The 24,272-nt window shown below is 59.1% G+C and carries 21 protein-coding genes; 8 read left to right on the top strand and 13 right to left on the bottom strand.

Features of this window, described 5'->3' with window-relative positions:
- Nucleotides 1–12: 12 nt before the first annotated feature.
- A complete protein-coding gene (locus tag ACI77H_RS14080) occupies nt 13–1,803 on the bottom strand; it encodes a bifunctional diguanylate cyclase/phosphodiesterase (RefSeq protein ID WP_407012423.1) in 1,791 nt (596 codons plus the stop codon).
- A 130-nt stretch (nt 1,804–1,933) separates the two neighbouring features.
- On the bottom strand, nt 1,934–4,015 hold the full coding sequence (locus tag ACI77H_RS14075) for a carboxy terminal-processing peptidase (RefSeq protein ID WP_407012711.1): 2,082 nt from the start codon (nt 4,013–4,015) through the stop codon (nt 1,934–1,936).
- Nucleotides 4,016–4,153: 138 nt separating this feature from the next.
- On the opposite strand from ACI77H_RS14075, the gene ACI77H_RS14070 reads away from it, so the two are divergent.
- Nucleotides 4,154–5,116 carry a zinc-binding dehydrogenase gene (locus ACI77H_RS14070; RefSeq protein ID WP_407012422.1) on the top strand — a complete coding sequence of 321 codons (963 nt, stop codon included), beginning with the start codon at nt 4,154–4,156 and terminating at the stop codon, nt 5,114–5,116.
- 114 nt (nt 5,117–5,230) lie between these two features.
- Here the strand turns inward: ACI77H_RS14070 and ACI77H_RS14065 are convergent, their stop codons facing one another.
- The 6 genes from ACI77H_RS14065 to ACI77H_RS14040 all read right to left on the bottom strand — a co-directional run bounded on the left by ACI77H_RS14065 (nt 5,231) and on the right by ACI77H_RS14040 (nt 10,536).
- The gene (locus tag ACI77H_RS14065) at nt 5,231–5,884 is read right to left on the bottom strand and encodes an HAD family hydrolase (protein WP_407012421.1); all 654 of its coding nucleotides are present in this window, start codon (nt 5,882–5,884) and stop codon (nt 5,231–5,233) included.
- 34 nt (nt 5,885–5,918) lie between these two features.
- On the bottom strand, nt 5,919–6,908 hold the full coding sequence (locus ACI77H_RS14060; protein WP_407012420.1) for an ABC transporter ATP-binding protein: 990 nt from the start codon (nt 6,906–6,908) through the stop codon (nt 5,919–5,921).
- The gene (locus ACI77H_RS14055; protein ID WP_407012419.1) at nt 6,905–7,705 is read right to left on the bottom strand and encodes an ABC transporter permease; all 801 of its coding nucleotides are present in this window, start codon (nt 7,703–7,705) and stop codon (nt 6,905–6,907) included. The genes ACI77H_RS14060 and ACI77H_RS14055 overlap by 4 nt, the downstream gene beginning before the upstream one ends.
- Nucleotides 7,692–8,528, bottom strand: a complete 837-nt coding sequence (locus ACI77H_RS14050) for an ABC transporter permease (protein WP_407012710.1) — start codon at nt 8,526–8,528, stop codon at nt 7,692–7,694. The genes ACI77H_RS14055 and ACI77H_RS14050 overlap by 14 nt, the downstream gene beginning before the upstream one ends.
- Nucleotides 8,529–8,533: 5 nt before the next feature.
- A complete protein-coding gene (locus tag ACI77H_RS14045) occupies nt 8,534–9,340 on the bottom strand; it encodes an alkaline phosphatase family protein (RefSeq protein ID WP_407012418.1) in 807 nt (268 codons plus the stop codon).
- 131 nt (nt 9,341–9,471) lie between these two features.
- Nucleotides 9,472–10,536, bottom strand: a complete 1,065-nt coding sequence (locus tag ACI77H_RS14040; protein ID WP_407012417.1) for an ABC transporter substrate-binding protein — start codon at nt 10,534–10,536, stop codon at nt 9,472–9,474.
- A 350-nt stretch (nt 10,537–10,886) separates the two neighbouring features.
- Here ACI77H_RS14040 and ACI77H_RS14035 point away from each other — a divergent pair, with 350 nt between their 5' ends.
- Complete coding sequence (locus tag ACI77H_RS14035; RefSeq protein WP_008030372.1) at nt 10,887–11,600, top strand: UTRA domain-containing protein; 714 nt, start codon at nt 10,887–10,889, stop codon at nt 11,598–11,600.
- Between the two features lie 30 nt (nt 11,601–11,630).
- Here the strand turns inward: ACI77H_RS14035 and ACI77H_RS14030 are convergent, their stop codons facing one another.
- Nucleotides 11,631–12,398: a DODA-type extradiol aromatic ring-opening family dioxygenase gene (locus ACI77H_RS14030; RefSeq protein ID WP_407012416.1), complete on the bottom strand. Its 768-nt coding sequence runs from the start codon at nt 12,396–12,398 to the stop codon at nt 11,631–11,633.
- Nucleotides 12,399–12,500: 102 nt separating this feature from the next.
- On the opposite strand from ACI77H_RS14030, the gene ACI77H_RS14025 reads away from it, so the two are divergent.
- Nucleotides 12,501–13,157, top strand: a complete 657-nt coding sequence (locus tag ACI77H_RS14025; protein ID WP_150632232.1) for a thiopurine S-methyltransferase — start codon at nt 12,501–12,503, stop codon at nt 13,155–13,157.
- 98 nt (nt 13,158–13,255) lie between these two features.
- Here ACI77H_RS14025 and htpX read toward each other — a convergent pair whose 3' ends face one another.
- Nucleotides 13,256–14,143 (bottom strand): protease HtpX, encoded by an 888-nt coding sequence (htpX, locus tag ACI77H_RS14020; protein WP_407012415.1) that lies wholly within the window; start codon nt 14,141–14,143, stop codon nt 13,256–13,258.
- 318 nt (nt 14,144–14,461) lie between these two features.
- Nucleotides 14,462–15,673 carry a pyridoxal phosphate-dependent aminotransferase gene (locus ACI77H_RS14015; protein WP_008030363.1) on the bottom strand — a complete coding sequence of 404 codons (1,212 nt, stop codon included), beginning with the start codon at nt 15,671–15,673 and terminating at the stop codon, nt 14,462–14,464.
- A gap of 226 nt (nt 15,674–15,899) precedes the next feature.
- On the opposite strand from ACI77H_RS14015, the gene msrB reads away from it, so the two are divergent.
- From msrB to ACI77H_RS14000, 3 genes are all read left to right on the top strand, one after another.
- A complete protein-coding gene (msrB, locus tag ACI77H_RS14010) occupies nt 15,900–16,295 on the top strand; it encodes a peptide-methionine (R)-S-oxide reductase MsrB (protein WP_407012414.1) in 396 nt (131 codons plus the stop codon).
- A gap of 211 nt (nt 16,296–16,506) precedes the next feature.
- On the top strand, nt 16,507–16,992 hold the full coding sequence (locus tag ACI77H_RS14005) for a glutathione peroxidase (RefSeq protein WP_407012413.1): 486 nt from the start codon (nt 16,507–16,509) through the stop codon (nt 16,990–16,992).
- Nucleotides 16,989–17,450, top strand: coding sequence for a MarR family winged helix-turn-helix transcriptional regulator (locus tag ACI77H_RS14000; protein WP_407012412.1), 462 nt, complete (start codon nt 16,989–16,991; stop codon nt 17,448–17,450). The genes ACI77H_RS14005 and ACI77H_RS14000 overlap by 4 nt, the downstream gene beginning before the upstream one ends.
- Here the strand turns inward: ACI77H_RS14000 and ACI77H_RS13995 are convergent.
- Entirely contained in the window at nt 17,434–19,755 is a 2,322-nt protein-coding gene (locus ACI77H_RS13995) for a response regulator (protein WP_407012411.1), read from the bottom strand. The genes ACI77H_RS14000 and ACI77H_RS13995 overlap by 17 nt on opposite strands.
- Nucleotides 19,756–19,920: 165 nt before the next feature.
- Here ACI77H_RS13995 and ACI77H_RS13990 point away from each other — a divergent pair, with 165 nt between their 5' ends.
- Nucleotides 19,921–20,811: an ATP-binding protein gene (locus tag ACI77H_RS13990; RefSeq protein WP_407012410.1), complete on the top strand. Its 891-nt coding sequence runs from the start codon at nt 19,921–19,923 to the stop codon at nt 20,809–20,811.
- Nucleotides 20,808–21,290 (top strand): GAF domain-containing protein, encoded by a 483-nt coding sequence (locus tag ACI77H_RS13985; RefSeq protein WP_407012409.1) that lies wholly within the window; start codon nt 20,808–20,810, stop codon nt 21,288–21,290. Before ACI77H_RS13990 ends, ACI77H_RS13985 begins: the two co-directional genes overlap by 4 nt.
- Here the strand turns inward: ACI77H_RS13985 and ACI77H_RS13980 are convergent, their stop codons facing one another.
- Nucleotides 21,291–24,233 (bottom strand): HD domain-containing phosphohydrolase, encoded by a 2,943-nt coding sequence (locus tag ACI77H_RS13980; protein ID WP_407012408.1) that lies wholly within the window; start codon nt 24,231–24,233, stop codon nt 21,291–21,293. It lies immediately after the preceding gene.
- Nucleotides 24,234–24,272 lie beyond the last annotated feature (39 nt).

The following is a 24,272-nucleotide window of genomic DNA, read 5'->3' as shown; positions in this document are numbered from 1 at the left end:
GCGGCCGCTCAATCACTGCTGCCCGACCAGCAATTCATCCTCTCGCCCCAGCACCGCCAAACTATCAATCACATGTACGCTATACCCCGATACATTCTTCGCGTGGTGCTTGGCCTGCGACGCCATCTCCGCCAACAGGCTCGCATCGAGTTGTCCACAGGCCTGTGGATGCAAATGCACCACACCGATCGACAGCGATAACAGGGGAAATTCCTGCCGCACACCCTGGCGGTTTGGGGCAATGAAGCAGCCGGCCTCCAGATGTTCGCTGCGGTAGAAGCGCCGGCACTGGCTCTGGAAATCGTCGAGCAACTGGGTCAGGCGTTTGCGCCAGTCTTCCGGGCCAAGCACCAGCAAAAAGTCATCACCGCCGATATGGCCGACAAAGTCGCGGGACGGGTCGACGCGATCATTCAGACATTGCGCCAGGCACAGCAGGACTTCGTCCCCGCGGCCGTAGCCGTAGATGTCGTTGAAGGGCTTAAAGCTGTCGATGTCCACGTAGCAGATCACCGATTCCCTTTGCTGTTGCAGTAGGCGCGTCAGGCATTGCTGGATCGGCACGTTGCCCGGTAGCAGGGTCAGCGGGTTGGCGTAACGGGCTTGCTGGATTTTCAGTTCGGTAATCAGCTTCAGTACGTCGATGACCCGACCCAAGCCCAGATAACCGCCGTTGAGGGTGATGATAAAGTCTTCCTCGATGCGCTGCCGGGCGCGGCTGGTGATCAGGCGGCTGACTTGTTGCAGCGACTGGCTCATTTCGACGGCGAGAAAGTCGTCGTTCATCAAACGGCTGATGGGCTTGCGGGCGAACAGGTCGGTGGCAAAGGGTTTGAGCAGGGCGTCCGACAGCGAATGCCGATGGACGATGCCGCAGGGCTGGCCTTGCTCATCGAGTACTGCCAAAGAGTTGAGGTTGGCCTGGCGCCGGAAAGCTTCCAGAACCGTCGCCGTCGGCGTATCGCGTGCGACCGCTGGCTGATCAATCAAAAGAGCGCTGAGGTCACTGCCTTCGTCGTTCAGCGCCACGGCAGAGCTGTCCTGTTTGGGCATCAGGTTTCGTGCATCCCTTGGCGGATGCTCTTGAGGACGGCAGAGCAAATAACCCTGGACCAGGTCGACGCCCATATCGGTCAACACCGCGAGTTCCTCGGGCAGCTCGATACCTTCTGCAATCACTTGTGCCCGCGAGGCTTTGGCGATTTGCATGATGGATCCGACAAATTCACGTTTGAGTGCATCCTGATGGATACCGTCGATGAAGTGCCGATCGATCTTCACAAAGTCCGGCCGCAGCTCGGACCACAGGCGCAGGCTCGAATACCCGGCGCCCAAATCGTCCAGTGCAATGGAAAAACCCATCGCCCGATAGTGGTGCAGCGCGTTTTGCAGTAGTTGAAAGTCGTCGGTCGGCGTCTGTTCCGTCAGTTCGATGACCACCTGGCTGGGCGGTATGCCAAAATCTTGCAGCAGTTGCAGGGTTCTACCCGGTTGGTGAGCCGCTTCGAGCAGCGATTCCGGCGACACGTTGAGAAAGAGCTTGCCCGGCAGTTGCTGTTCATTGAAGCGACGGCAAGCGCTCTCGCGGCAGGCAATTTCCAGTTCGTTCAAGCGGCCGGCCTGGCGGGCGACGGCGAACAAGGCAATGGGCGAGTGCAGCGGGCTGTTAGAGGGGCCGCGGCTGAGGGCTTCGTAACCGACAATGCGCCGTTCGGAGAGCGAAATGATTGGCTGGAACAGGCTGTGCAAACCGCTTTGAGTCAGTATTGAACTCAACGCACTCAGCTGTTCGGTAGTGGTCATGGCGATCTCTGGCGAAAAAAAAGGACTGAGAGCCGAAGCGCTCAGTCCTGTATTTCACGACAGAATGATGACTGTTTGATGACGCCAGGGGGCGTCAGCATTAAATTGCCATCATCTTGCTTGTAACAACTTAGTGCTTGGCAACCGCGGTGTTGAGTTTCAGGTAGTCCAACAGAATCCGACCGGTCTCGCTCAGATAGGCATCGTCTTCTGGTTTGGTTTTGTCCGGATCGGCCGCGAGGGCGTCTTCGTCTTCTTTCTTCAGCTCTTTGAGCGGCTCTTCGCCCTTGGCCTTGCGGCGGATGTTTTCCATCGCCAGTTGCTTGGCTTCGATATCGGCGTGTTGTGCACGACGTTCGGCTTCATTGAGGCTGACGGTTTTTTCTGCCATCAGTTTCTGCGCCAGGTCCAGTTTGTCGCGGATGAACACGAACTCCGCGTCCTTGGCCGACCGTACGTCATGCTCGGACTTGAGCTGAGCAATGTACGGTTTGAACGGATCGGTCGCCGGCTTGATCGCCGCGCGGATGGTGTCCCACGGCATGGCTTCCGGCAGGGCGCTCTCGCCGATTTCCTTGGTGTCGATGATCGACGGATAATCGATGTCCGGCAGTACGCCCTGATGCTGGGTGCTCTGGCCGGAAACCCGGTAGAACTTGGCCAGGGTCAGTTTCAGTTCGCCATGGTTCAGCGGCTGAATGGTTTGCACGGTGCCTTTGCCAAAGGTCTGGCCGCCAATGATCAACGCGCGGTGGTAGTCCTGCATGGCGCCGGCAAAAATTTCCGAAGCCGAGGCGGACAAGCGGTTGACCAGCAACGCCATCGGGCCTTTATAGAACGCGCCAGGGTTTTCATCTTCGAGTACATCGACCCGGCCATCGGCGTTACGCACGAGTACGGTTGGCCCCTTGTCGATGAACAGACTGGTCAGCTCGGTGGCTTCCTGCAGGGAACCGCCGCCGTTGTTGCGCAGGTCGATGACCACGCCGTCGACCTTGTCTTTCTGCAACTCGGTCAGCAGTTTCTTGACGTCGCGCGTGGTGCTCTTGTAGTCCGGATCGCCAGCACGGAACGCCTTGAAGTCGAGGTAGAAAGCCGGGATCTCGATGACGCCGAGCTTGTAGTCCTTGCCATCCTGTTTCAGGTTGAGGACCGACTTTTTCACCGCCTGATCTTCAAGCTTCACCGCTTCACGAGTGATCGGCACGATCTTGGTGGTCTGGTCGTTCGGCGCATTGTTGGCCGGGATGACTTCCAGACGCACCACGGTGCCTTTCGGACCACGGATCAGCTTGACCACTTCGTCGAGGCGCCAGCCGACTACGTCGACCATCTCTTTGTTGCCCTGGGCAACGCCGATGATCTTGTCGGCCGGTGCGACCTGCTTGGTCTTGTCGGCCGGGCCGGCAGGCACCAGGCGCACGATTTTTACCTGATCGTTGTCGCTCTGCAACACGGCGCCAATGCCTTCGAGGGACAGGCTCATGTTGATGTCGAAATTCTCCGCGTTATCCGGCGACAGGTAATTGGTGTGCGGGTCGTAGGACATGGCGAAGGTGTTGATGTACGCCTGGAAGATGTCTTCTGGACGGGTCTGATCCAGGCGCGTCAATTGGTTCTTGTAGCGCTTGGTCAGGGTTTCCTGAATCTGCTTGGAGTCCTTGCCGGCAATCTTCATCCGCAGGACTTCGTCCTTGACGCGTTTGCGCCACAGCTCATCGAGTTCTGCGGTGGATTTGAGCCAAGGTGCGTCCTTGCGATCTATCAGCAAGGTTTCCTTGGTGTTGAAGTCGATTTTGTCGACGCCTTTGTTCAGCTCCGCAAGGGCAAAGTCCAGACGCGCTTTTACGCGGTCCAGGTAGCGCTTGTAGATGGTGAACCCGGCGTTGAGGTCGCCGCTTTTGAGGAAGTCGTCGAACTGGGTTTTCCACTTGTCGAATTCGGCAATGTCGCTGGCCATGAAGTAGCTGCGCGACGGGTCCAGCAGCTTGAGGTAGCTGTCGTAGATAATTACGGAGCGCGCGTCGTCGAGTGGCGGCTTGCTGTAATGGTGACGCTTGAGCAACTCGACGACATTCAGACTGGCGATCACTTCGTCACGATCTGGCTGAAGCTTGTCCCAGCTATTGGCTGCGAACGTATTGCTCGACATCGGCATCAGGCCGATACCAATAAATAGGGCGAGGGCGGTGCTGGGGAACAGATGCTTCATGCTGATTCGACGCGGGGACAATTGATAACGCATATTAGGCCGTCTTTGAAGTCGCCGGTTCCACAAGGGCCGGTCGCATAATGCAAAAAGCCCGGCGCTACAGCTTCGGGCTCAGTCCAGACTCACTATGGAGGCACTGTGAAAGCATTGCAAGGCGTTGACGGTCAGGTGGAGTGGGTTGAAGAGCCCGGTCCCACGTGCGATGTAGGACAAGTTCGCATTCGTGTGGCGGCAGCGGGCCTCAATCGCGCCGATTTGTTACAGAAGGCGGGCCTTTATCCGCCACCGCCGGGGGCCAGTCAGGTGTTGGGTCTTGAGTGTTCCGGGGTGATCAGTGAGGTCGGCCCGGGCTCGTCCTGGCAGGTCGGTGATCGGGTATGCGCCTTGCTGGCCGGGGGCGGGATGGCCGAAGAGGTGGTTGTCGACGGACGGCATGTACTGCCGGTCCCCGAAGGGTTGTCCCTGGCCGAAGCGGCAGCGCTACCCGAAGTCTATGCGACCGTTTGGCTGAATTTGTTTCAACTGGCTGCGCTCAAACCGGGTGAGAAAGTTCTTCTGCACGCCGGAGCAAGTGGAATCGGTTCAGCTGCCATTCAGCTGTGCAAGGCGTTTGGCAACCCGTGCTGGGTCAGCGTCGGTTCTGCCGAGCGTCTGGTCTATTGCGAAGCGCTGGGCGCACAGGGTGGCGTGGTGCGCACCGACGATCTGGACAGCTTGAGCGACCTGGGGCCGTTCGATGTGATTCTCGACCCGGTCGGCGGTCACTACGCCGCGCTGAATCTGAAGCTGCTGGCCCGTGATGGGCGTTGGGTGCTGATCGGCCTGATGGGCGGCCGTGAGGCAAAACTGGATCTGGCACAGGTACTGGCCAAACGCGTGCAGTTGCTGGGTTCGACCTTGCGCAGCCGGGACGATCAGTTCAAGGCGGATCTGTTCAGTGATCTGAGCCAGCATGTCTGGCCGTTGTTTGCCGAGGGGCGATTGAGCCCCCAGTTGGCGAAGACTTTTCCGATCAAGGATGCCGAAGCGGCGTTTGCCGAGTTGGCGACGAACAAGGTGGCGGGGAAGTTGGTGTTGGTGATCGATGAAAGCCTGACCTGACCTTTGTAGGAACGAGCTTGCTCGCGATGAACCTGATAACGCCGTGGTGTGTCGGGTTTGCCGCGTTATCGTGCACGCCCATCGCGAGCAAGCTCGCTCCTGCAGGGTTCTGCGTTATTTCCAGGTATGGATTGGCCAGCCGGCTTTTTCGGCGTGTTCGAGCAACACCGGATCCGGGTTCACCACGTGTGGGAAATCTACCTTCAGCAGCAGCGGCAAATCGTTACGCGAGTCGGAATAGAAACTTGCGCCCTCCAGGTTTTCCTCTTCTGCATCCATCCACTCCAGCAAACGTGTGATCTTGCCTTCACGGTAAGTCAGCGTGCCGACGGTGTGGCCGCTATAAACCCCATGCAACACTTCCAGCTCGATGCCCAGAATCTCGTCGATGCCCAAACGGTCAGCAATCGGCCTGACCAAGTGCGTACCCGACGCCGAAATCACCAGAATCCGGTCACCGGCCTTGCGATGGGCCGCGATGGTTTTGGTCGCGTCGCTGAAGATGATCGGCTCGATGAAGTCTTCCACCCACGGCCCTACCAGATGCTCGACCTCTTCGGGTGTGCGCCCGATCATCGGCTCCAGGCTGAAGGTCATGTAGTCCTCCATGCGCAACTTGCCGTGGCTGTAAGCGTCCATCAGTTCGTTGTTCTGACGCATGAACGATTCGGGGTCGACCCAGCCCAGCCGGCCCATCTGTTCGCTCCAGAGGGTGGCGCAGTCGCCGTGGATCAGGGTTTCGTCCAGATCAAAAATTGCCAGGGCCATCAGTGCAGTTCTCTCTTCAACATCAGCAAAGTCATCAGGCTACCTCACACAGGGCCGACGGATCGATGGAAAGCGCCAAGCGCTGACCATCGGGGTGCAGATCGGCCGCCGAGCGGTTGAGCACATCCACCACCAATTCCACGCCGCGAGCTTCAACCCGATAGCGAATCACGTTGCCCAGCAGGCTATGGCTGCGCACTTGTGCGTCGAGCTCGCCATTCAGGCTCAGTTCGATGGCTTCCGGGCGAATCGCCAGGCGATGGGTGATCGGTCGTTGCAGCAGTTTCGTGGCGCTGTCGGCGTCCAGCAGGTTGTAGTTGCCGATGAAGCCGGCGGCAAAAACATCCACGGGCGCGGTGTACAGGGTTTCGGCGTCGCCGCTCTGTACGATTTTTCCCTGATTCATCAGGAAAATCCGGTCAGACATAGTCAGCGCTTCTTCCTGATCGTGTGTGACGAAGATCGTAGTCAGGCCGAGCTCACGCTGGATCTGGCGGATCTGTTCGCGCAAGTGCTTGCGAATCCGCGCATCGAGGGCCGACAGCGGTTCGTCCAGCAATAACAGACGTGGACGAGTCACCAATGAGCGGGCGAGGGCGACTCGCTGGCATTGGCCGCCGGACAGTTGGTGCGGATAACGGGCGGCGAAATCGTTGAGCTCCACCAGTTTCAACACTTCGGCAACGCGCTTCTGGCTGTCGTCGCTGTTGACCTTCTGCATGCGCAAACCGAAGGCGACGTTCTGCTCCACGGTCATGTTGGGGAACAGCGCATAGCTTTGGAACACCATGCCGATCCCGCGTTTCTGCGGGCTCAGTGGTACGAGATCGTGTCCATCGAGCAGGATCTTGCCGCCATCCACCGATGTGAGCCCGGCGATGCAACGCAATAGCGTGGATTTTCCGCAACCGGACGGGCCGAGGAGGGTGACGAATTCACCCTTCCGGATTTCGCAGTTGATGTCGCTGAACACCGTGGTGCCGGCGTAGTTTTTCTGCAGATGTTGGACGCTGACATAGCTCATTCGCTTTTGTCCTTGTTCAAGATATTGGCCGCCCAGGTCAGAACCAGCACAAAGAAGAAATAGGAAATCACCAGCGCACTGGTGAAATGGCCGCTGCTGTTGCGCATGTTGTTGAGGAAGACCTGCAGGGTTTCGTAACGGGTGCCGACGAGGATGTTGGCGAATACGAACTCACCGAACAGGAAGGAGAACGACAGCAGCAGCGCCACCATCAAACCCTTGCGCAGGTTCGGCAATACCACCAGGAACGCCGCTTGCCAGGTGCTGGCACCGAGCAGTTGGGCGGCGTCCATCAGGTCGCGCAGGTTAATCGCTTGCAGGTTGTTGGTGATCGCGCGGTACATGAACGGCAGCGCCACAGTGAAATAGCAGCCGATCAGAATCCAAGGCGTGCCGACCATCGCGAACGGCCCCGACCCGTAGAGCTGCAACAACCCCACCGACGACACCACTGGCGGCACCGCGAAGGGCAGCAGGATCAGAATGTTCATCAGCGCATCGAGTTTCGGGAAGTGGTAATGCACCACGAACAGCAGCGGCAGAATCAACACCACCGCCAGGATCAGCGAGCCGACGCAGACCAGCAGCGATTGGCCGAAAGCACTCAAGAAACGCGGATCGCTCCACAGCTGCACGTACCATTTGATGCTGAAACCGCTGGGCAGAATGGTTGCCGACCAACTGCTGGAAATCGAGTAGATAAAGGTGCCGACCAGCGGAAGTAACAGAATGGCAAACAGCAGGTACACCACGACGCGGTGGTACACACCTGCGGGGCCCAATTCAGCGCGAGACATGGTAACTCCTCTTCAACAGCAGCTGATGCACGACGGTCACCAGGGTCATCAACGCCACCAGCACCACGGCCAGGGCACTGGCCAGGTTCGGGTCCAGGGAAATGTCGCCGGAGACCATCGCTGCAATACGGATCGTCAGCACGTTGAAGTTGCCGGTGGTCAGGGCGTACACCGTGGCGTAGGCGCCGAGGGCGTTGGCCAGCAGGATCACAAACGTGCCGAGCAGCGCAGGCGTCAGCACCGGCAAACCGATGTGTCGCCAGAATTGCCAGCCGCTGGCGCCGAGCAGTTCGGCGGACTCACGCCAGTCTTCGCGCAGGGCGTCGAAGGCCGGGTAGAGCAGCAGCACGCCCAGGGGAATCTGGAAGTAGGTGTAGAGAATGATCAGCCCGGTTTTCGAGTACAGGTTGAAGTCCTGAATGATCCCGGCCTGCTTGAGCATGATGGTAATGCTGCCGTTGAAACCCAGCAGGATGATGAACGCGAAAGCCAAAGGGACGCCGGAGAAGTTGCTGGTCATGTTGGCGAAGGCGTTGACGAAGTTGCGCAGCTTCGAGTCGACCCGACGCAGGGAGTAGGCGCCGAGTACGGCGATGATGATCCCGAACACACTGGACCAGAAACTGATCTCGAGGCTGTACTGGATCGCCTGCAGATAGAACTTCGAATTGAAGATCTTGGTGAAGTTGGCCAGGCCCCAGCCGAACTCTTCCGATTGCAGGCTGTTGATCATCACCCATACCAGTGGGGCGATCTCGAACACGATAAAGAACAGCGCGAAGGGCACCAGGCACAAGGCCGCCAGCCATTTGCCGCGAGTCATGGCATTCACTTGAGCAACTCCCGGCACACTGGTTTGTCGTGGGCTACGCCCAGCAGTTCGCAGACGGTGCCGCAGATGTCTGTCTGTTTCGGTGCAGCGTTGGCGTTGAAGCTGAAGGCGTCACCGAGCACGAACAGCGGCACTTCGCGCTCTTCCGGCAGCAGGCCGTTGTGGGAGCGGTCATTGTTCATGCCGTGGTCAGCGGTCACCAGCACCTGGTAACCGGCGTCGAGCCAGCCTTGCAGGTAGTCGGCGAGGATGATGTCCGCCGAGCGGGCGCTGTTGCGGTATTGCGGTGTGTCGAGGCCGTGCTTGTGCCCGGCGTCGTCGATGTTCATGGGGTGCACCAGCAGGAAATTCGGTGCGTGGCGCAGGCGCAGGTTTTCCGCGTCGGCGAACAGATGCGAATCCGGGTAATGGTCGCTCCAGTAGAAATGTCCGTGCTGGATCGGCAAATCGGGGGAGTCGGTGTGACGGTCCCGGGCGGGCACAAACGGCGCACGGTTATACAGCTCGCTGACCCAGTGATAGGCCGCAGCGGCAGTCTTCAGTCCGGCGTCAGTAGCGTAGTGATAGATGCTGCGCTGATTGGACAGGCGCGAGACGTTGTTGTGGACGATGCCACTGTCGATCGGCGGGACGCCGGTCAGGATGCATTCATACAGCGGGCGGGACAGGGCTGGCAATTCGCACTCCAGTTTGTAGAGCGCCGCGCGTCCTGCGCCAACATAAGCCTGCAGGTGCCCCATGGCGTGGCGCGCAACCGCGTAATTGAGACCGTCGAGCACGACCAGGATGACGTTGTGCTTCATAGGGGCGGAACTCCGCGAAACAGGTGGATCGATAACATTTGTAGGAGCCTGCTTGCTGTCGATCCATACGCCGCGGTTTGTCCGAGCACCGCGGTGATGCAATCGCCAGCAAGCCGGCTCCTACACGGGTGTTACTTCATCTCGACGATGACTTCTTCGTTCCACTTCTGAGGAAGGGCCTTGGAAGTTTTTTCCCACGCATCCGCGTCCTTGATCGGCGTCACACCCTTGTACTGCTCGTTAGGCAGTAACTGAGCCTGAACATCGGCTGGCAACTTCAGGTGCTCGGCGCGAATCGGACGCGCGTTGCCGCGCGCCAGGTTGATCTGGCCGGCGTCGCTGAAGATGTATTCGCGTGCCAGTTTGGCGGCGTTCGGGTGCTTGGCGTATTTGTTGATGATGGTGGTGTAACCGGAAATCACCGAGCCGTCGGAAGGGATCAGGACGGTGTAGTCATCCGGGTTCGCCATCTTGGCCTTGTAGCTCAGACCGTTGAAGTCCCAGACCACACCGACTTCGATCTCGCCCTTTTCCATGGTGGCAATCGTCGGGTTGGCCATGGACAGGCGACCTTGCTTGGCGATGTCGGCGAACAGCAACAACGCCGGCTGAAGGTTCTTCTCATCGCCACCGTTGGCAAGGGCTGCCGCCAGGACACCGTTGGCGGCTTGTGCGGCGGTGCTGACGTCACCGATGGAAATCTTGTATTTACCGGTCTTCAGATCAGCCCATTTGGTCGGTGCATCCGAACCATGCAGCAGCTTGTTGTTGATGATGAACGCGATGGTGCCGGTGTAGGCCAGTGCCCAGTTGCCATCCTTATCCTTCGCCCAACTCGGGATCTGGTCCCAAGTGCTTGGCTTGTAAGGCTGGACAACGTCCTGCTTGACCGCAATCGGACCGAACGCTGCACCGACGTCGCCGATGTCGGCGGTGGCGTTGTCTTTTTCAGCTTTGAACTTGGCGATTTCCTGGGCCGAGCTCATGTCGGTGTCGATGTGTTTCAGGCCGTAGTTCTTGGCCAGGTCATCCCAGGTGCCTTTCCAGTTGGCCCAGTTGTCGGGCATGCCGACACTGTTGACCTCACCTTCCGCTTTCGCAGCGGCTTCGAGGGTTTTCAAATCATCAGCCGCCATGGCGGCGGTGCACATGGCAATGGTCGAGCCTAACAGTGATGCCAGGAAAAGCTGTTTCATTCCGAAGCTCCTTTGGGCGTTTTCAACGCTGCGATTGCGGTGGTGTTGGTCTAGGTCAGCAATACCTGAGCCAATTTAGGCGCCGCTGATGACATTTTGATGTCGACCAGTGGTCCTCCTCTATTTTTTGTGCAACAACGCTCAGGGTTCGGGATAAGCGTAGACCATGGCTAACGAGCTGATAAGAAAGGACTTGGCCATGAAATTGCAGGCACCTGACCGAACCGTTCGGCGCCTTTGTCATCTGCCAGTCATCTGCAGTGCCTAGGCTTGCAGAAAGCTGATGGAGCCGTTTCAAATGACGGTTTCGCCCCGAAACAGTGCTGGTCTAGTCCAGATAGGTAACGTTGATGCGCATCGAGACAACCAAAGCGGTGACAGCCATCGGGCAGGTTCTTCAGGAGCAGCTCGATCACGGGCTGCTGGCGCCCGGTAGCAAGTTGCCGGCGGAGCGCAAGCTCAGTGAGTTGTTTGGTACCACGCGCATTACCGTGCGCGAAGCGTTGCTGCAGTTGGAGGCCCAAGGGCAGATTTATCGCGAAGAACGCCGAGGCTGGTTCGTGTCGCCACCGCGCCTGGCTTACAACCTGATGCAACGCAGCCACTTTCACGCGATGGTCAGCGCTCAGGGGCGGGTGCCGTCCACGGAGGTGATTTCGGCACGCTTGCAACCTGCTTCGGCGGCGGTCTGTGCCTGGTTGCAGTTGCCGGCGTTGTCGAGCGTGATTCAGATCTGCCGCGCGCGGCGAATTGATGAGCGACTGGTGCTGTACGTGGAGCACTACCTCAACCCGCAGTATTTCCCGGGGATTCTCGAGTTTGATCTGAATCAGTCGATCACCGAGCTGTACGCGCGGCATTACGACTTGCACTACGGGCGAGTGCGTTTCGAGATCGTGCCGACAGCCTTGTCGGTGGATGCGGCGGCGGCGTTACGGGTGTCGGTCGGGAGCCCGGGATTGCGCATTGCCAGGGTCAATTACGATCAACATGAGCGGTTGATCGATTGTGACCTGGAGTTTTGGCGACATGATGCGATTCATGTCGGCGTTGATGTGGTCTGAGCCTGGCCGCCGCCGGTCTCGATTTTTTCATTATCCGAAGCGGTAAATGTCCATGCCCAGGGCGCCCATGGTGAATCCCTGGTGGCTGACACTGAAGGCGCCGCCGGCACCGCGGGCAAAGTACAGTGGCAACAGATGTTCATCGCTCGGGTGGTTGCGCACGGCGTTCGGTGCTTGCTGGCGATAGTCATGAAGCGCGGCTTCGTCGTTGGCTTCAAGTTTCTCGATCATCCAGTCGCGAAACACCTTTGCCCACGGTTCGACGCTTTCCGGGCCGGCGTGCCAGTCCAGTTCGCGCAGGTTGTGGGTGATGCTGCCCGAGCCGATCAACAGCACGCCGTGTTCGCGCAAGCTGCTCAGGGCTTGGCCGACGCGGGTTTGCAGCGCAGGACCGCCGCGTGTGGGCAACGACACTTGCACCACCGGGATATCGGCCTGCGGATACATCAACGACAACGGCACCCAGACACCGTGGTCGAATGGTCGCCTGGTGTCGATGCGCGCGGGCAGATCGGCGGCGTTCAGCCGCTCGACAACCTCTGTCGCCAGTTGCGGATCGCCGGGCGCAGGGTATTGCACTTCGAACAACGCCTTTGGAAAGCCGCCGAAGTCATGCCAGGTTTCAGGCTTTGGGTTGCCGCTGACCAACAGCTCATTGCTTTCCCAATGCGCGGAAACAATCACGATGGCCCGGGGCTTAGGCAACTCGGCGGCCAGGCGTGCGAGGGCCGGCCCGCTCGCGCCGGGTTCGAGTGCCAGCATGGGTGAGCCATGAGAGATATAAAGGCTGGGGAACATGAATGAGCTCCTGAGAGTAAGATGGGTCCATCTTCAGTCAGATCATTGATCTAAATCTAATATAAGTTTTAGGGTGTTTTGATCGAATTTTCGGGGTTATTTATGCAGCCGGAGTTTTGGCACAAGCGGTGGACGTCGAATCAGATAGGCTTTCATCTGCCGGAAGTGAATCCATATCTGCAACGGTACTGGCCTCAGTTGGGCCTAGAGGAAGGGGCGCGCGTACTGGTGCCGTTATGTGGGAAAAGCCTGGATTTGCTATGGCTGGCGAAATGCGGTCACGAAGTGTTGGGTGTCGAGTTGTCGGAAAAAGCAGTGGAAGACTTTTTCCATGAGCACCAATTTGACCCGGATGTCAGCGATCAAGGGCCTTTTACCGTGTATCGGGCGGGTTCGATCGAGATCTGGTGTGGTGATTTCTTCGCCTTGACTGCCGGCGATGTTGCCGATTGCAGCGCACTGTACGACCGCGCAGCGTTGATTGCCTTGCCACCGAAGATGCGAGAGCAATATGCGGCTCACCTGATCCGGATTCTGCCGAAAGACTCTTTGGGGCTTTTGATCACGCTGGATTACGACCAGGCGCAAAAAGACGGGCCGCCGTTTGCCGTGCTTGATGATGAAGTGCAACGGTTGTTCGGCGCGGTGTGGTCGCTGAAGATTCTGGAAGACCAGGATGTCCTGGGTGAGAGCTGGAAGTTTATCGAGAGCGGCGTGACGCGACTTGAGGAGCGGGTTTATCGGGTTTCCAGCCGATAAACGTGTGTTGTTTGTACTGTCAGAGTAAGCACCACACAATTCAGACAGACAAAAAAAGGCCCGCATCGCTGCGGGCCTTTTCTTTAGTGCGGAACCTCTCAGCCCCGACGACGCAATGCGTCGATGCGCTCTTCCAGCGGCGGGTGGCTCATGAACATGCGGGCGAACCCCTGTTTGATGCCACCGTTGATGCCGAAAGCGTTCAGGGTGTCCGGCATATGCACCGGCAGCCCTTGTTCCGCGCGCAAGCGTTGCAGTGCGCCAATCATCGCGTTGGTGCCCGCCAGGCGTGCACCGGCTTCGTCAGCACGGAATTCGCGTTTGCGCGAGAACCACATGACGATGGAGCTGGCCAGGATACCCAGCACCAGTTCGGCGAAGATGGTCGCGATGTAGTAGGCGATGCCCTGGCCTTCTTCGTTCTTGAAGATCACTTTGTCGACAAAGTTGCCGATGATCCGCGCGAAGAACATGACGAAGGTGTTCACCACGCCCTGGATCAGCGCCAGAGTGACCATGTCGCCATTGGCCACGTGGCCGATTTCGTGGGCCAGAACGGCTTTTACTTCATCCGGTGAGAATCGCTCGAGCAAGCCCTGGCTGACCGCGACCAGCGCGTCGTTCTTGTTCCAGCCAGTGGCGAAGGCGTTCGCCTCGTAGGCCGGGAAAATCCCGACTTCCGGCATCTTGATCCCGGCTTCGCGAGACAGTTGCTCGACCGTTTGCAGCAGCCATTGCTCGTGGCGTGTGCGCGGCTGGGTGATGATTTGGGTGCTGGTGCTCATCTTCGCCATCCACTTGGAGATGAACAGCGAGAACAGGGAACCGGCGAAACCAAAGACCGCACAGAAAATCAGCAGCTGATTGAGGTTGAGATCAACCCCATTGGCCGTCATGAACCCGTTGAAGCCGAAAAGGCTCAGGGTGATGCTGGCAATCAGCACGACCGCCAGGTTAGTGGCCAAAAACAGCAGGATGCGCATCATGGTTGTAAAAATCTCCTTTTGCTAAAGATGTAGCGTACTGCGGGGTATATAAGGTGCCGCAACGGGCTATTCAACCGGGTGACTATTTCAAACTGTGTCCTACAGCAATAGTCTAGCCGCTTGCAGGGCATTTCCGACGTGGACAGGGGAAGCGTTTGTCAGCCGATTCGCGTCGCGGGGCCCGTCATTGTTGGACGCGCTCACGAAACCTGCTCCCGCTCAGCGATTGCAGTGGGGATGCCCGGCGAGGCTTAAAGAAATGTTGCTGAATTAATCCGCGTGCGACTTTCGTAGGAAAGTCGCACGCGGCCAGACCGATTACTGGCGATAGGATTTGAGGAAGTTGCCGATTCGTCCGATGGCCATGTCCAGGTCGTCGACGCGCGGCAGGGTCACGACGCGGAAGTGGTCCGGCCATGGCCAGTTGAAAGCGGTGCCTTGAACCACCAGCAGCTTTTCCGACAGCAGCAGGTCGAGCACGAATTTCTCGTCATTGTGAATCGGGCAGACCTTCGGGTCGATGCGCGGGAACGCATACAGCGCGCCCATCGGCTTGACGCAGCTCACACCGGGAATGTCGTTGAGCAATTCCCAGGTGCGGTTGCGTTGTTCCAGCAGGCGACCTTGCGGCAATACCAGATCGTTGATGCTCTGATAACCCCCGAGCGCGGTCTGGATCGCATGCTGGCTCGGCACGTTGGCACACAGGCGCATGTTCGCCAGCATGTCGATGCCTTCGATGTAGCTTTGCGCGTGGTGTTTCGGACCGGAAATGGCGATCCATCCGGAACGGAAACCGGCCACGCGATAAGATTTGGATAGACCATTGAAGGTCAGGCACAGCAGGTCTGGCGCCAGGGAGGCGGTGCAGATGTGCACGGCATCGTCGTACAGGATCTTGTCGTAGATCTCGTCGGAAAAAACCACCAGGTTGTGCTGACGGGCCAGTTCCAGCATGCCCAGCAGGACTTCTTTCGAGTACACCGCACCGGTCGGGTTGTTCGGGTTGATGATCACCAGCGCTTTGGTATTCGGGGTGATCTTGGCCTTGATGTCGGCCAGGTCCGGCCACCAGTTGGCCTGCTCGTCGCACAGGTAATGCACCGGATTGCCGCCCGACAGGCTCACGGCAGCGGTCCACAGCGGATAGTCGGGAGCCGGGACCAACACTTCGTCGCCGTTGTTGAGCAGCGCTTGCATCGACATCACGATCAGCTCGGAAACGCCATTGCCCAGGTAAATGTCTTCAATGCCGACGCCTTCCACCTGCTTTTGCTGGTAGTACTGCATGACGGCTTTACGCGCACTGAACAGGCCTTTGGAATCGCTGTAGCCCTGAGCGGTCGGCAGGTTGCGGATCACGTCCTGGAGGATTTCATCCGGCGCTTCGAAACCAAAAGGCGCCGGGTTGCCGATGTTCAGCTTGAGGATGCGATGGCCTTCCTCTTCCAGGCGTTTGGCGTGCTTGAGCACTGGGCCGCGAATGTCGTAGCAGACGTTGGCGAGCTTGTTCGATTTGCTGACCTGCATGGCGATGTGTTCCCGAAAATGAACGATCCAGGCGGTGTAAGAACTACCGTACTGGGAATCCTGCGTATTCGCACAGGCCTGGCGCCTTGAGAGGCGGCACCCATAAATCCGTTTGAATGCGCGTGGTCTGGCTGCCAGACTGGCGTTTGACGAGGCGCAATCATACGTGCCGCCCGATCCGTGGAAAAGGTACAGATCGGGCTTTTTCAGCTGCTGAGGTGTGATGATGGATAAGTTGGAAAGAACCCTGGAAGAATGGCGGGCGATGCTCGATCCGGAGCAGTACAACGTTTGCCGTCTCAAGGGCACCGAACGGCCGTTCTCCGGCAAATACAACGACAGCAAGGTCGACGGTGTTTACCACTGCATCTGCTGCAAAGAGCCGCTGTTCGACGCCAAGACCAAGTTCGATTCCGGCTGCGGCTGGCCTAGCTTCTACGCGCCGATCGGCGACAGCGCCATGGTCGAGATTCGAGACGTCAGCCACGGCATGATCCGCACCGAAGTGGTCTGCGCCAAATGCGATGCACACCTGGGGCATGTGTTCCCCGATGGCCCGCCGCCGACCGGCCTGCGGTATTGCATCAATTCGGTGTGCCTGGACCTGGTGCCACGTTCGTAACCTGCGCATTGGTCGGTTCACCGCAATCCTTGTAGGAGCTGGCTTGCCAGCGATGAGGCCTTCGAATATTTCGATGCGCTTGAGGACGTCATCGCTGGCAAGCCAGCTCCTACACTTCACGTGGCGTGATGAACGATCGATTAATTAAATTGCACGCAATTCAATTGCTCGCTATGTTTACCTCATCTTTTTTCATTCAAGAGTCCAGATCATGAGTGACAACCTGCTGAGCATCCCCTGCACCACCATCAAGGGTGAGCAAAAGACCCTGGCGGATTACGCCGGCAAAGCCGTTCTGGTGGTCAATACTGCGAGTAAATGCGGCTTCACCCCGCAGTACAAAGGTCTGGAAGAACTGTGGCAGACCTACAAGGATCAAGGGCTGGTGGTGCTCGGCTTCCCGTGCAACCAGTTCGGCAAGCAGGAGCCGGGCAATGAAGGCGCGATTTCCGAGTTCTGTGAACTGAACTTCGGGGTCAGCTTTCCGTTGTTCAAAAAGATCGACGTCAACGGTGCCAGCGCCCATCCGCTGTTCGTGCAGCTGAAAAAACGTGCGCCGGGTGTCCTGGGTTCTCAGGGCATCAAATGGAACTTCACCAAGTTCCTGATCGGCAAGGACGGCCAATTGGTCAAGCGCTTCGCTCCGGCGACCAAACCGCAGGACCTCAGCCGCGAGATCGAAGCCCTGCTCAAATGAATACCTTGTCCGTCGATTCCCTGAAACTCGACAGCCAGCTCTGCTTCAAGCTGTACGCCGCTTCCCGAGCGGTGATCCGCGCTTACAAGCCGATGCTCGATCAACTTGGCCTGACGTACCCGCAATACCTGGCGATGCTGGTCTTGTGGGAATGGCAGGAGGCAGCACCGGAGCAGCCGACGGTCAAGGCGTTGGGCGAGCGCCTGGCGCTGGATTCCGGCACGTTGACGCCGCTGCTCAAGCGTCTTGAGCAACTGCAACTGGTGCAGCGCCAGCGTTCAGCGCGGGATGAGCGTGAAGTGCACCTGAGCCTGTCGCCAGCGGGCAAGGCTTTGCGCGATCAGGTCGGGCCGCTCAAAGCCCGACTGTTGTGTGACAGCGGAGTCGATCTGGATCGTTTGAATGATCTGCGCGAGGGGCTTGATCACTTGTTGGGACAAATCAAGGCACTGTCGTAGCAGGCATCCACACATCCAGCAGGGCGGCCAGTTCTTCCCGACGGAAAGGTTTGGCCAGGTAATCGCTCATGCCCGCCGCACGGCAGCGTTCGCGTTCTTCGGACATGGCGTTGGCGGTCAGGGCGACGATGGGCAATTGCGGCCAGCGCCCGCTGCGACGGATTTGCCGACTGGCCTCGTAGCCGTCCATCACCGGCATGTTGCAGTCCATCAGCACCAGATCGAACTCGCTTTGCTCCAACTGATCCAGGGCCTCGCCGCCGTGAGCGGCGACAATCACCTCGCAGCCGAGTTTTCCGAGCATGCCCTTGGCCACCAATTGATTGACCGGATTGTCCTCCACCAGCAACACCCGTCCGCGCCGTTGGGGAGTGAGCGCCTCCAGTCGTGCATCATTGATGGTGTTGATTTCCGGCTGCAACACTCGCCGCAGTGTCTGGTACAGCGCATTGCGCGCCAGAGGCCGGGCCTGTTGTTGTAACGGTGCCAGGGCGCTGGCCTGTTCGCTGGGCATGAAACTGCCATAAGCGGTTACCAGCAGAATCGGTACGGGACAAAGGGGGCGCAGGCGAAACAGGCATTCCGGACAATCGGTGATGACCACGTCGGGCTTCAAACCGATCATCGCGTCATCGATCGAACGCTGCTGATAATCGAGCCCCCAACCCGTTAACAGATTCTTCAACAGTTCCGCGAGGCCGCTGGTGGCGGCGGTGATCGCGATCACCTTGCCGCGCAACGTGGCCGGGGCAAAGGCGCGGGTGTGGCACGGCAGCGGCAGATCGGCGCAGAACTGGCTGCCGAAACCCGCTTCCGAGCTGATGGTGAGCCGCCCCTGCATGGCTTCGCACAGGTTGTACGTCAGCGCCAGCCCCAGCCCGGTGCCGCCAAACTGGCGGGTAATACCGGCGCCAGCCTGGGTGAATGGCTGGAAAATCTTGACCTGAGCGTCCTGGGCGATGCCGATGCCGGTGTCGCAGACTTCGATTCTGACGCCGTCTTCGAACGTCGACAGGCGCACATCGACCCGACCGAAACGGGTGAATTTGAGGGCATTGGACAACAGGTTACTGACGATCTGCCGGACCCGGGTCGGGTCACCGAGCACCAGCGCCGGGAATGTCGGTTCGATCAGGCACGTCAGTTCGACGCTTGGCGCCGCGTTCTGCGACAGCAGGTTGGCGGTGTCCTCGATCAGCGAGCCGAGGTCGAACGGAATGTGTTCAAGTTCGAGCTGACCGGCGTCGAATTTCGACAGGTCGAGAATATCGTTGAGCAGCTCCACCAGCACTTTGCCCGAGTCATGGGCGATGGACAGTTGTTGCTGTTGCTCGGCATTGAGCGGGCCGTCGAGGGACAGCGCGATCATGCCCAGCAAACCATTAAGGGGCGTGCGGATTTCGTGGCTCATGTTGGCGAGGAATACCGAGCGTGCCTCGGCCATGTCCAGGGCGGTGCTGCGCGCAACTTCCAGTTCCTGGTTGGACTGGCTGAGCCGGTTGTTGATCGCCTTGAGTTCGGCGGTGCGGGCCGACACGATGTTTTCCAGTTGCCCGAGGTAGTCGGTCAGACGGTTTTCGGCGTTGCGCCGCTGTTGGATTTCGGTGGCAATGTTCTCGAATTGCTGGTTGGCAACCTTGACCAGCACGCCGATCTCATCGTTTTCATGCCCGCTCGGGTACTCCAGCCAGGTCGGTTCGACGCTGCGCGGATCGCGGCTGCTGAGTTCGCGGATAACCCGCACCAGCGGTTTGGTCAGCATGACGTAGAACAGCGCCAGCAGGATGCCGGTCAGAATCAGGCTGCGGGCAAAGCCATTGAGCAAGGTCACTTCAGCCCGGCGCAGGAAGCGGTTGCCGAAAGAATAGGTGTCGACTTCCAGGCGCAAGGTGCCGAGGGATTCGTTCGGCAAGTGATCCAGATACAACCGGTCCTCGAACGCTCGGTTGGCTCCGAACAGGGAGTCGCTGATGACCCGATAGCCGCTCTGCGATGGCGGGCGCTTGACACTGGCCAGCACCGTACCGTTGTTGTCGGTCAATTGCGCCGCGATGATCGCCGGCGAGCGCAGCAGGCCCAGGGTCAGTTCCTGGGCGAGTTCGGCGTCGATGTTGTAGGCGATGCGCGAAGCGGGGTTATGGCTGATTTCCAGCAAAGACACTATTTCACGGTTGATGGAGGCGTCTTCACTGGCATAATCGATGCCTATTTGCAGCAGGCTGAGCAGCGTGCCCAGAATGAAACCGACCAGCACGGTAAGCCGGGCTTGCTTGTAGGACAGCCGGTTGGTGAATTTGATATCCATGGGGTGTCGAACCACTTCCGTTTCCCTTCGCTGCTCAAGCATAGTCGATCATGCATGGATACCGATGTTCTCGCGAGCCCTTGTGCACGGGATGAACAGGTCACTGAATGCTGTCTTTCGTCGCTGTAGTGCCATCATTACTGTGAACGTGCCCGAGGAGAAGACGTGGATTCCCGATTGAATGCTTTTCTTGAACGCGCCGATGCCGTTCTGGCCCGTATCGAACCGCTCTTGCCCGCACCTCGGCAAGCCATCGACTGGACCCATTGCCTGGCCGCGCGCTGGCAGCGTGAGGGGCGCAGCGGTTTTCTGCTGCCGCTGCAGGTCAGCCTTGACACGCGGTTGTCCGACCTGATCGGTGTGGACCGTCAGGTTGAGCAACTGGGGCGAAACACTCAACAATTCCTCGACGGCATGCCGGCCAACCACGCGTTGCTCTGGGGTTCGCGTGGCACCGGTAAATCGTCGCTGGTGCGCGCATTATTATCCGAACACGCCAAGACCGGTCTGCGCCTGATCGAGATTGAACGCGATCACCTGGCCGACTTGCCGCGAGTGGTCGAGCAAATCGCCAAACTGCCCCAGCGTTTCGTGCTGTTCTGCGATGACCTGTCGTTCGAGGCGGGCGAGGGCGACTATCGCGTGCTCAAGAGCGTGCTCGACGGGTCCCTCGAACAGGCGCCGGACAACGTCTTGCTGTACGCCACCTCCAACCGTCGCCACCTGGTGCCGGAAAAGGAAAGCGATAACGAAAACTGGAAAAGGGTCGACGGCGAGCTGCATCCCAGCGAGGCCGTGGAAGACAAGATCGCGTTGTCGGACCGTTTCGGCCTGTGGCTGTCGTTCTATCCGTTTACGCAGGAACACTTCCTCAATGTGGTCGAGCACTGGATCAGTCAACTGGCCGACAAGGCCGGCCTGAAGTGGCAGCGTGACGAAGAACTGGACATCCTCGCGGTGCGCTGGGCCACCGGCCGGGGTAATCGCAACGGGCGTTGCGCCTATCAATTTGCCCGCTACTGGGTCGGGCTGAAGCTGTTGGAGCACAAGGCATGATCGATTTACAACAAAGCGGCCAAGGCCTCGAAGGCTACGGCATGTTGCACGCACAGCTGGAATCCTTGCTGGCGGACGAGCGCGATTTCATCGCCAACGCCGCGCAGTTTTCGGCGTTCCTGTACAACCAGCTCGATGATTTGAATTGGGCTGGTTTCTACCTCAACCGCAACGAAGAGCTGGTGCTGGGCCCGTTCCAGGGGCAGATCGCCTGCGTGCGCATTCCGTTCGGTCGTGGTGTGTGCGGGGCAGCGGCGGCGACGTTGCAGACTCAGTTGGTCGAAGACGTGCATGCCTTTCCCGGGCACATCGCCTGCGACAGCGCGTCGAACAGCGAGCTGGTCGTGCCGCTGGTCAAGGACGGCCGCCTGATCGGCGTGCTGGACCTCGACAGCCCGAAACTGGCGCGCTTCACCGAACATGATCAAGCCGGGATTGAAAAACTGGCGGCCATCTTCCTGCGCCTGACCGATTGCTGATTACGCCCGCAAGCCTGCCTTGGCCAGCAGGCCCGGCGGGTCTACGGCATCGATCTGTTGTGGGTCGAGAAATCGCTCGGCGTATTGCCGGTAGATTTCGGCGTTGATGAACAGTCCGAACAGTTCCGGGTCGATGTGGGCGTCACGGCACATGGTGGCCATGATGCCCAGCGCTTCGCTCAATGACTTGGCTTTCTTGTAGGGGCGATCGGCGGCGGTCAGCGCTTCGAAAATATCGGCAATCGCCATCATCCGCGCCGGCAGGCTCATTTCCTCGCGCTTCAACTGTTTGGGATAACCGGTGCCGTCCATTTTTTCGTGGTGGCCGCCAGCAATCTCCGCGACGTTGTTGAGGTGGCTGGGGAACGGCAGGTGGCTGAGCATCAGGATCGTCTGCACCATGTGGTGATTGATGATGTAACGCTCCTCGCGCGTCAGCGTGCCTCGGGCGATGCTCAAATTGTAGAGCTCGCCCCGGTTGTACTTGTAGCGGGGCACATCGAGTTTGAAACCCCAGGGATTGTCTTCGGGAATCAGCTCGCCTTCGGCGCGTTCGAACAGGTGCTCCGGTTTGTCCGCCAGTAGCGGCTCGCTCACCGGCAGGGTCGGCGCCGATGTTTGCGCCTGTCGCCGGTTCTCTTCCCAGGAAACGCCCAGCCGGTCATCGAGGGTTCGGGTCCAGGTAAGCTGGGCCAGGTTACGCAGGCGTTGCAGGTCGGACTCGGCCATCGCCTCGCCGCCCAGATTGCAGCGGGCAACAAACGCGAAATCATCGTCCAGCGCCGCCAGGGTCGCATTGCGCAGTTCCGCCAGAGGTCGCTCGTCACCGCCCAGAGCAATGGCTTGCCAGTAATTGATCCAGGCATCGCGCTTGAGCACTTCAAAGCGGGTGCGGATTTCGTGGATGCGGTCGTTCAGGGTTTCCAGCTTGGTGGCTTTATCGACCACGTATTCCGGGGTGGTGACCTTGCCGCAGTCATGTAGCCAGGCGGCGATATGCAGCGCCTCCCACTCGTCCTCGGTTGGTTGATAACCGCTGAAGGCCGGGTCTTGGCTGGCCGCGGCAGCCTGGGCGAGCATCAATGTCAGCGCTGGCACTCGCTGGCAATGGCCGCCGGTGTAGGGGCTTTTCGCGTCTATTGCGCCGGCCAGCAGTTGAATGAACGCGTCCAGCAGCTGTTTCTGTTTGGTTTGCAGGCGCTGACTTTCAATACTCACTGCGGCCGCGCCGGACACGGCTTGAAGGAACGCGATACGATCCGGACGAAGCTTCTCCAGATCACGTTGATCGCCACTGTCCGCCAATAGCAAGATCAGCAGGCCCACGGTTTCGTTATGGCGATTGTGCAGGCGGATGCCGATCAGATGCACCCGTGGGCATTCCATCGCCAGCAACACTTTCTGCAAATCCCCCACCTGTTCGAAACCGAGACTGATGACCACATTGTCGGCATGCGACAGTTTCTGCAGCCAGGCAGGGCTCTGCGGATCCTGGAGTTCGTGGCCGCGAATGTCGAACGGGGGCAATGCCTGTGAAATGTCGTTGATGACCAGACCGTGGGGCTCCATGCGATCGCCGTCATTGTGCCGTAGATAGATCAGGCCTGCCTGGGCCTGGCCGATTTTTACGGTTTCGAACAACACCCGTTCCAGCAAGGGCGCAAACCGGGTTTCGGCGCTCAGGCTGTCGGTGATCTGGAAAAAACTGGCCAGGGTGTCTTTCATGCGCACCATCGACACGCTCAGTTGGTCGACTTCGAGCACCGGAGAGTGACGGGAGGCCGGAAAATTGAAATTGAAACTGCGAATCGCATCGGCTTCCTGCACCAGTGCACGCAGGGGCTTGACCAGAATTCTCGAGGTCAACCAGCCCAAGGGCAGGCACAGCAGCAACGTGGCCAGCGTAATCAGCGCGCCTTGCCAGCGCATGCGGTAAGCATCGGCAAGCAATTCGTCTTCCGGCACCAGCAGCGCCAGCTGCAGTCCCTGCGGACCCCCTTCCTGCAGGCTGCTGCGGGCGACGATCCACTGCCGACCGGCGGCCTTCAGCCGGTTGCCAGTGGGTGGATTGTTCAGCAATGCGCCGAGGCCGGGACTCAGGTCGGCGGCCTTGCTCAGGCGCGCGGTCTGATCGTCGACGATCAGTTTGCTGCTGTCGGGATAAGCGATGGCGTTGCCCTGGGCATCGAACAGCACGATTTCGGTACTGGGGGTGACAACGTGTTTGGCCAGCGTCGCGGACAGCTCCGCCAGGGTCAGGTCGGCGCCCATGATGGCGTGCTCGCCGCTGCGCCGGGCGAGGGTGGTGCCAACATGGTGGGTGGAGAAAAAGAGGTAGGGCTCGGTGGTGATCTGATCACTGTCGTGGCGAGCGCTGGAGAACCAGGCGCGGGTACGCGGATCGTAGGTGTCGTCGAGGTTTTCCTGACGGCTGACGAGGTTCAGGTCCTGATCGAAAAACAATGATTGGGAATGCAGCGGGCCGCCGTTTTGCTCAATGCTCCAGACTTGATAAGCCGCAGTCTCCGGGGCCTCAAGCAGCGATTTCAGGGCGGCGGTTCGCAGGGGGCGAACCATGAAGAAATCCCCGTTGTCGTAGCCCAGATACAGCGAGGCCAGGTCAGGATTGTCCTTGAGCGACTGGCTGAAGGGTTTGAGCAATGCCAGGCGCTGCTCCAGGTCAGGCGCCTGGGCGGCGGGGTTGTACACCAACAGGCTCAACAGATGGCGAATAGGCTCATAAGTGGCGTGCAGGTCCTGGCGGACGTCCTGCTCGATGCGTTCGAAGAGCTTTTCACTGCTGGAAAGAATGATTCGCGTGGTTTGCCGATAATTGAAAATGCCCAGCACCACGCCAGTCAGTAGCAAGAGGAGGGTGAACATCACGCTGATATGGACGTGCAGGGGCAATCGCCGTTGGTCCGGGCGCAGTGGGCTGGGCATTGCGGCGTCTCTCCATGATGTTTAACACACTGCTCAGCG

The sequence above is a fragment of the Pseudomonas sp. O230 genome (genome assembly GCF_045447035.1).
Classification (GTDB): Bacteria; Pseudomonadota; Gammaproteobacteria; order Pseudomonadales; family Pseudomonadaceae; genus Aquipseudomonas.
Note: the sequence above shows the minus strand (reverse complement) of the source record. Positions and strands in the feature narration are given on the sequence as shown.

Excerpts from the sequence above, each read along its gene's own strand:
- ACI77H_RS14075 (WP_407012711.1), bottom strand. The coding sequence starts at position 4,015 with ATGAAGCATCTGTTCCCCAGCACCGCCCTCGCCCTATTTATTGGTATC.
- ACI77H_RS14045 (WP_407012418.1), bottom strand. The coding sequence starts at position 9,340 with ATGAAGCACAACGTCATCCTGGTCGTGCTCGACGGTCTCAATTACGCG.
- ACI77H_RS14030 (WP_407012416.1), bottom strand. The coding sequence starts at position 12,398 with ATGTTCCCCAGCCTTTATATCTCTCATGGCTCACCCATGCTGGCACTC.
- ACI77H_RS14055 (WP_407012419.1), bottom strand. The coding sequence starts at position 7,705 with ATGTCTCGCGCTGAATTGGGCCCCGCAGGTGTGTACCACCGCGTCGTG.
- ACI77H_RS14005 (WP_407012413.1), top strand. The coding sequence starts at position 16,507 with ATGAGTGACAACCTGCTGAGCATCCCCTGCACCACCATCAAGGGTGAG.
- ACI77H_RS14060 (WP_407012420.1), bottom strand. The coding sequence starts at position 6,908 with ATGAGCTATGTCAGCGTCCAACATCTGCAGAAAAACTACGCCGGCACC.
- ACI77H_RS14025 (WP_150632232.1), top strand. The coding sequence starts at position 12,501 with ATGCAGCCGGAGTTTTGGCACAAGCGGTGGACGTCGAATCAGATAGGC.
- ACI77H_RS13985 (WP_407012409.1), top strand. The coding sequence starts at position 20,808 with ATGATCGATTTACAACAAAGCGGCCAAGGCCTCGAAGGCTACGGCATG.
- ACI77H_RS14065 (WP_407012421.1), bottom strand. The coding sequence starts at position 5,884 with ATGGCCCTGGCAATTTTTGATCTGGACGAAACCCTGATCCACGGCGAC.
- ACI77H_RS14080 (WP_407012423.1), bottom strand. The coding sequence starts at position 1,803 with ATGACCACTACCGAACAGCTGAGTGCGTTGAGTTCAATACTGACTCAA.
- htpX (WP_407012415.1), bottom strand. The coding sequence starts at position 14,143 with ATGATGCGCATCCTGCTGTTTTTGGCCACTAACCTGGCGGTCGTGCTG.
- ACI77H_RS13980 (WP_407012408.1), bottom strand. The coding sequence starts at position 24,233 with ATGCCCAGCCCACTGCGCCCGGACCAACGGCGATTGCCCCTGCACGTC.
- ACI77H_RS13995 (WP_407012411.1), bottom strand. The coding sequence starts at position 19,755 with ATGGATATCAAATTCACCAACCGGCTGTCCTACAAGCAAGCCCGGCTT.
- msrB (WP_407012414.1), top strand. The coding sequence starts at position 15,900 with ATGGATAAGTTGGAAAGAACCCTGGAAGAATGGCGGGCGATGCTCGAT.
- ACI77H_RS14015 (WP_008030363.1), bottom strand. The coding sequence starts at position 15,673 with ATGCAGGTCAGCAAATCGAACAAGCTCGCCAACGTCTGCTACGACATT.
- ACI77H_RS14050 (WP_407012710.1), bottom strand. The coding sequence starts at position 8,528 with ATGACTCGCGGCAAATGGCTGGCGGCCTTGTGCCTGGTGCCCTTCGCG.
- ACI77H_RS14040 (WP_407012417.1), bottom strand. The coding sequence starts at position 10,536 with ATGAAACAGCTTTTCCTGGCATCACTGTTAGGCTCGACCATTGCCATG.
- ACI77H_RS14000 (WP_407012412.1), top strand. The coding sequence starts at position 16,989 with ATGAATACCTTGTCCGTCGATTCCCTGAAACTCGACAGCCAGCTCTGC.
- ACI77H_RS14035 (WP_008030372.1), top strand. The coding sequence starts at position 10,887 with ATGCGCATCGAGACAACCAAAGCGGTGACAGCCATCGGGCAGGTTCTT.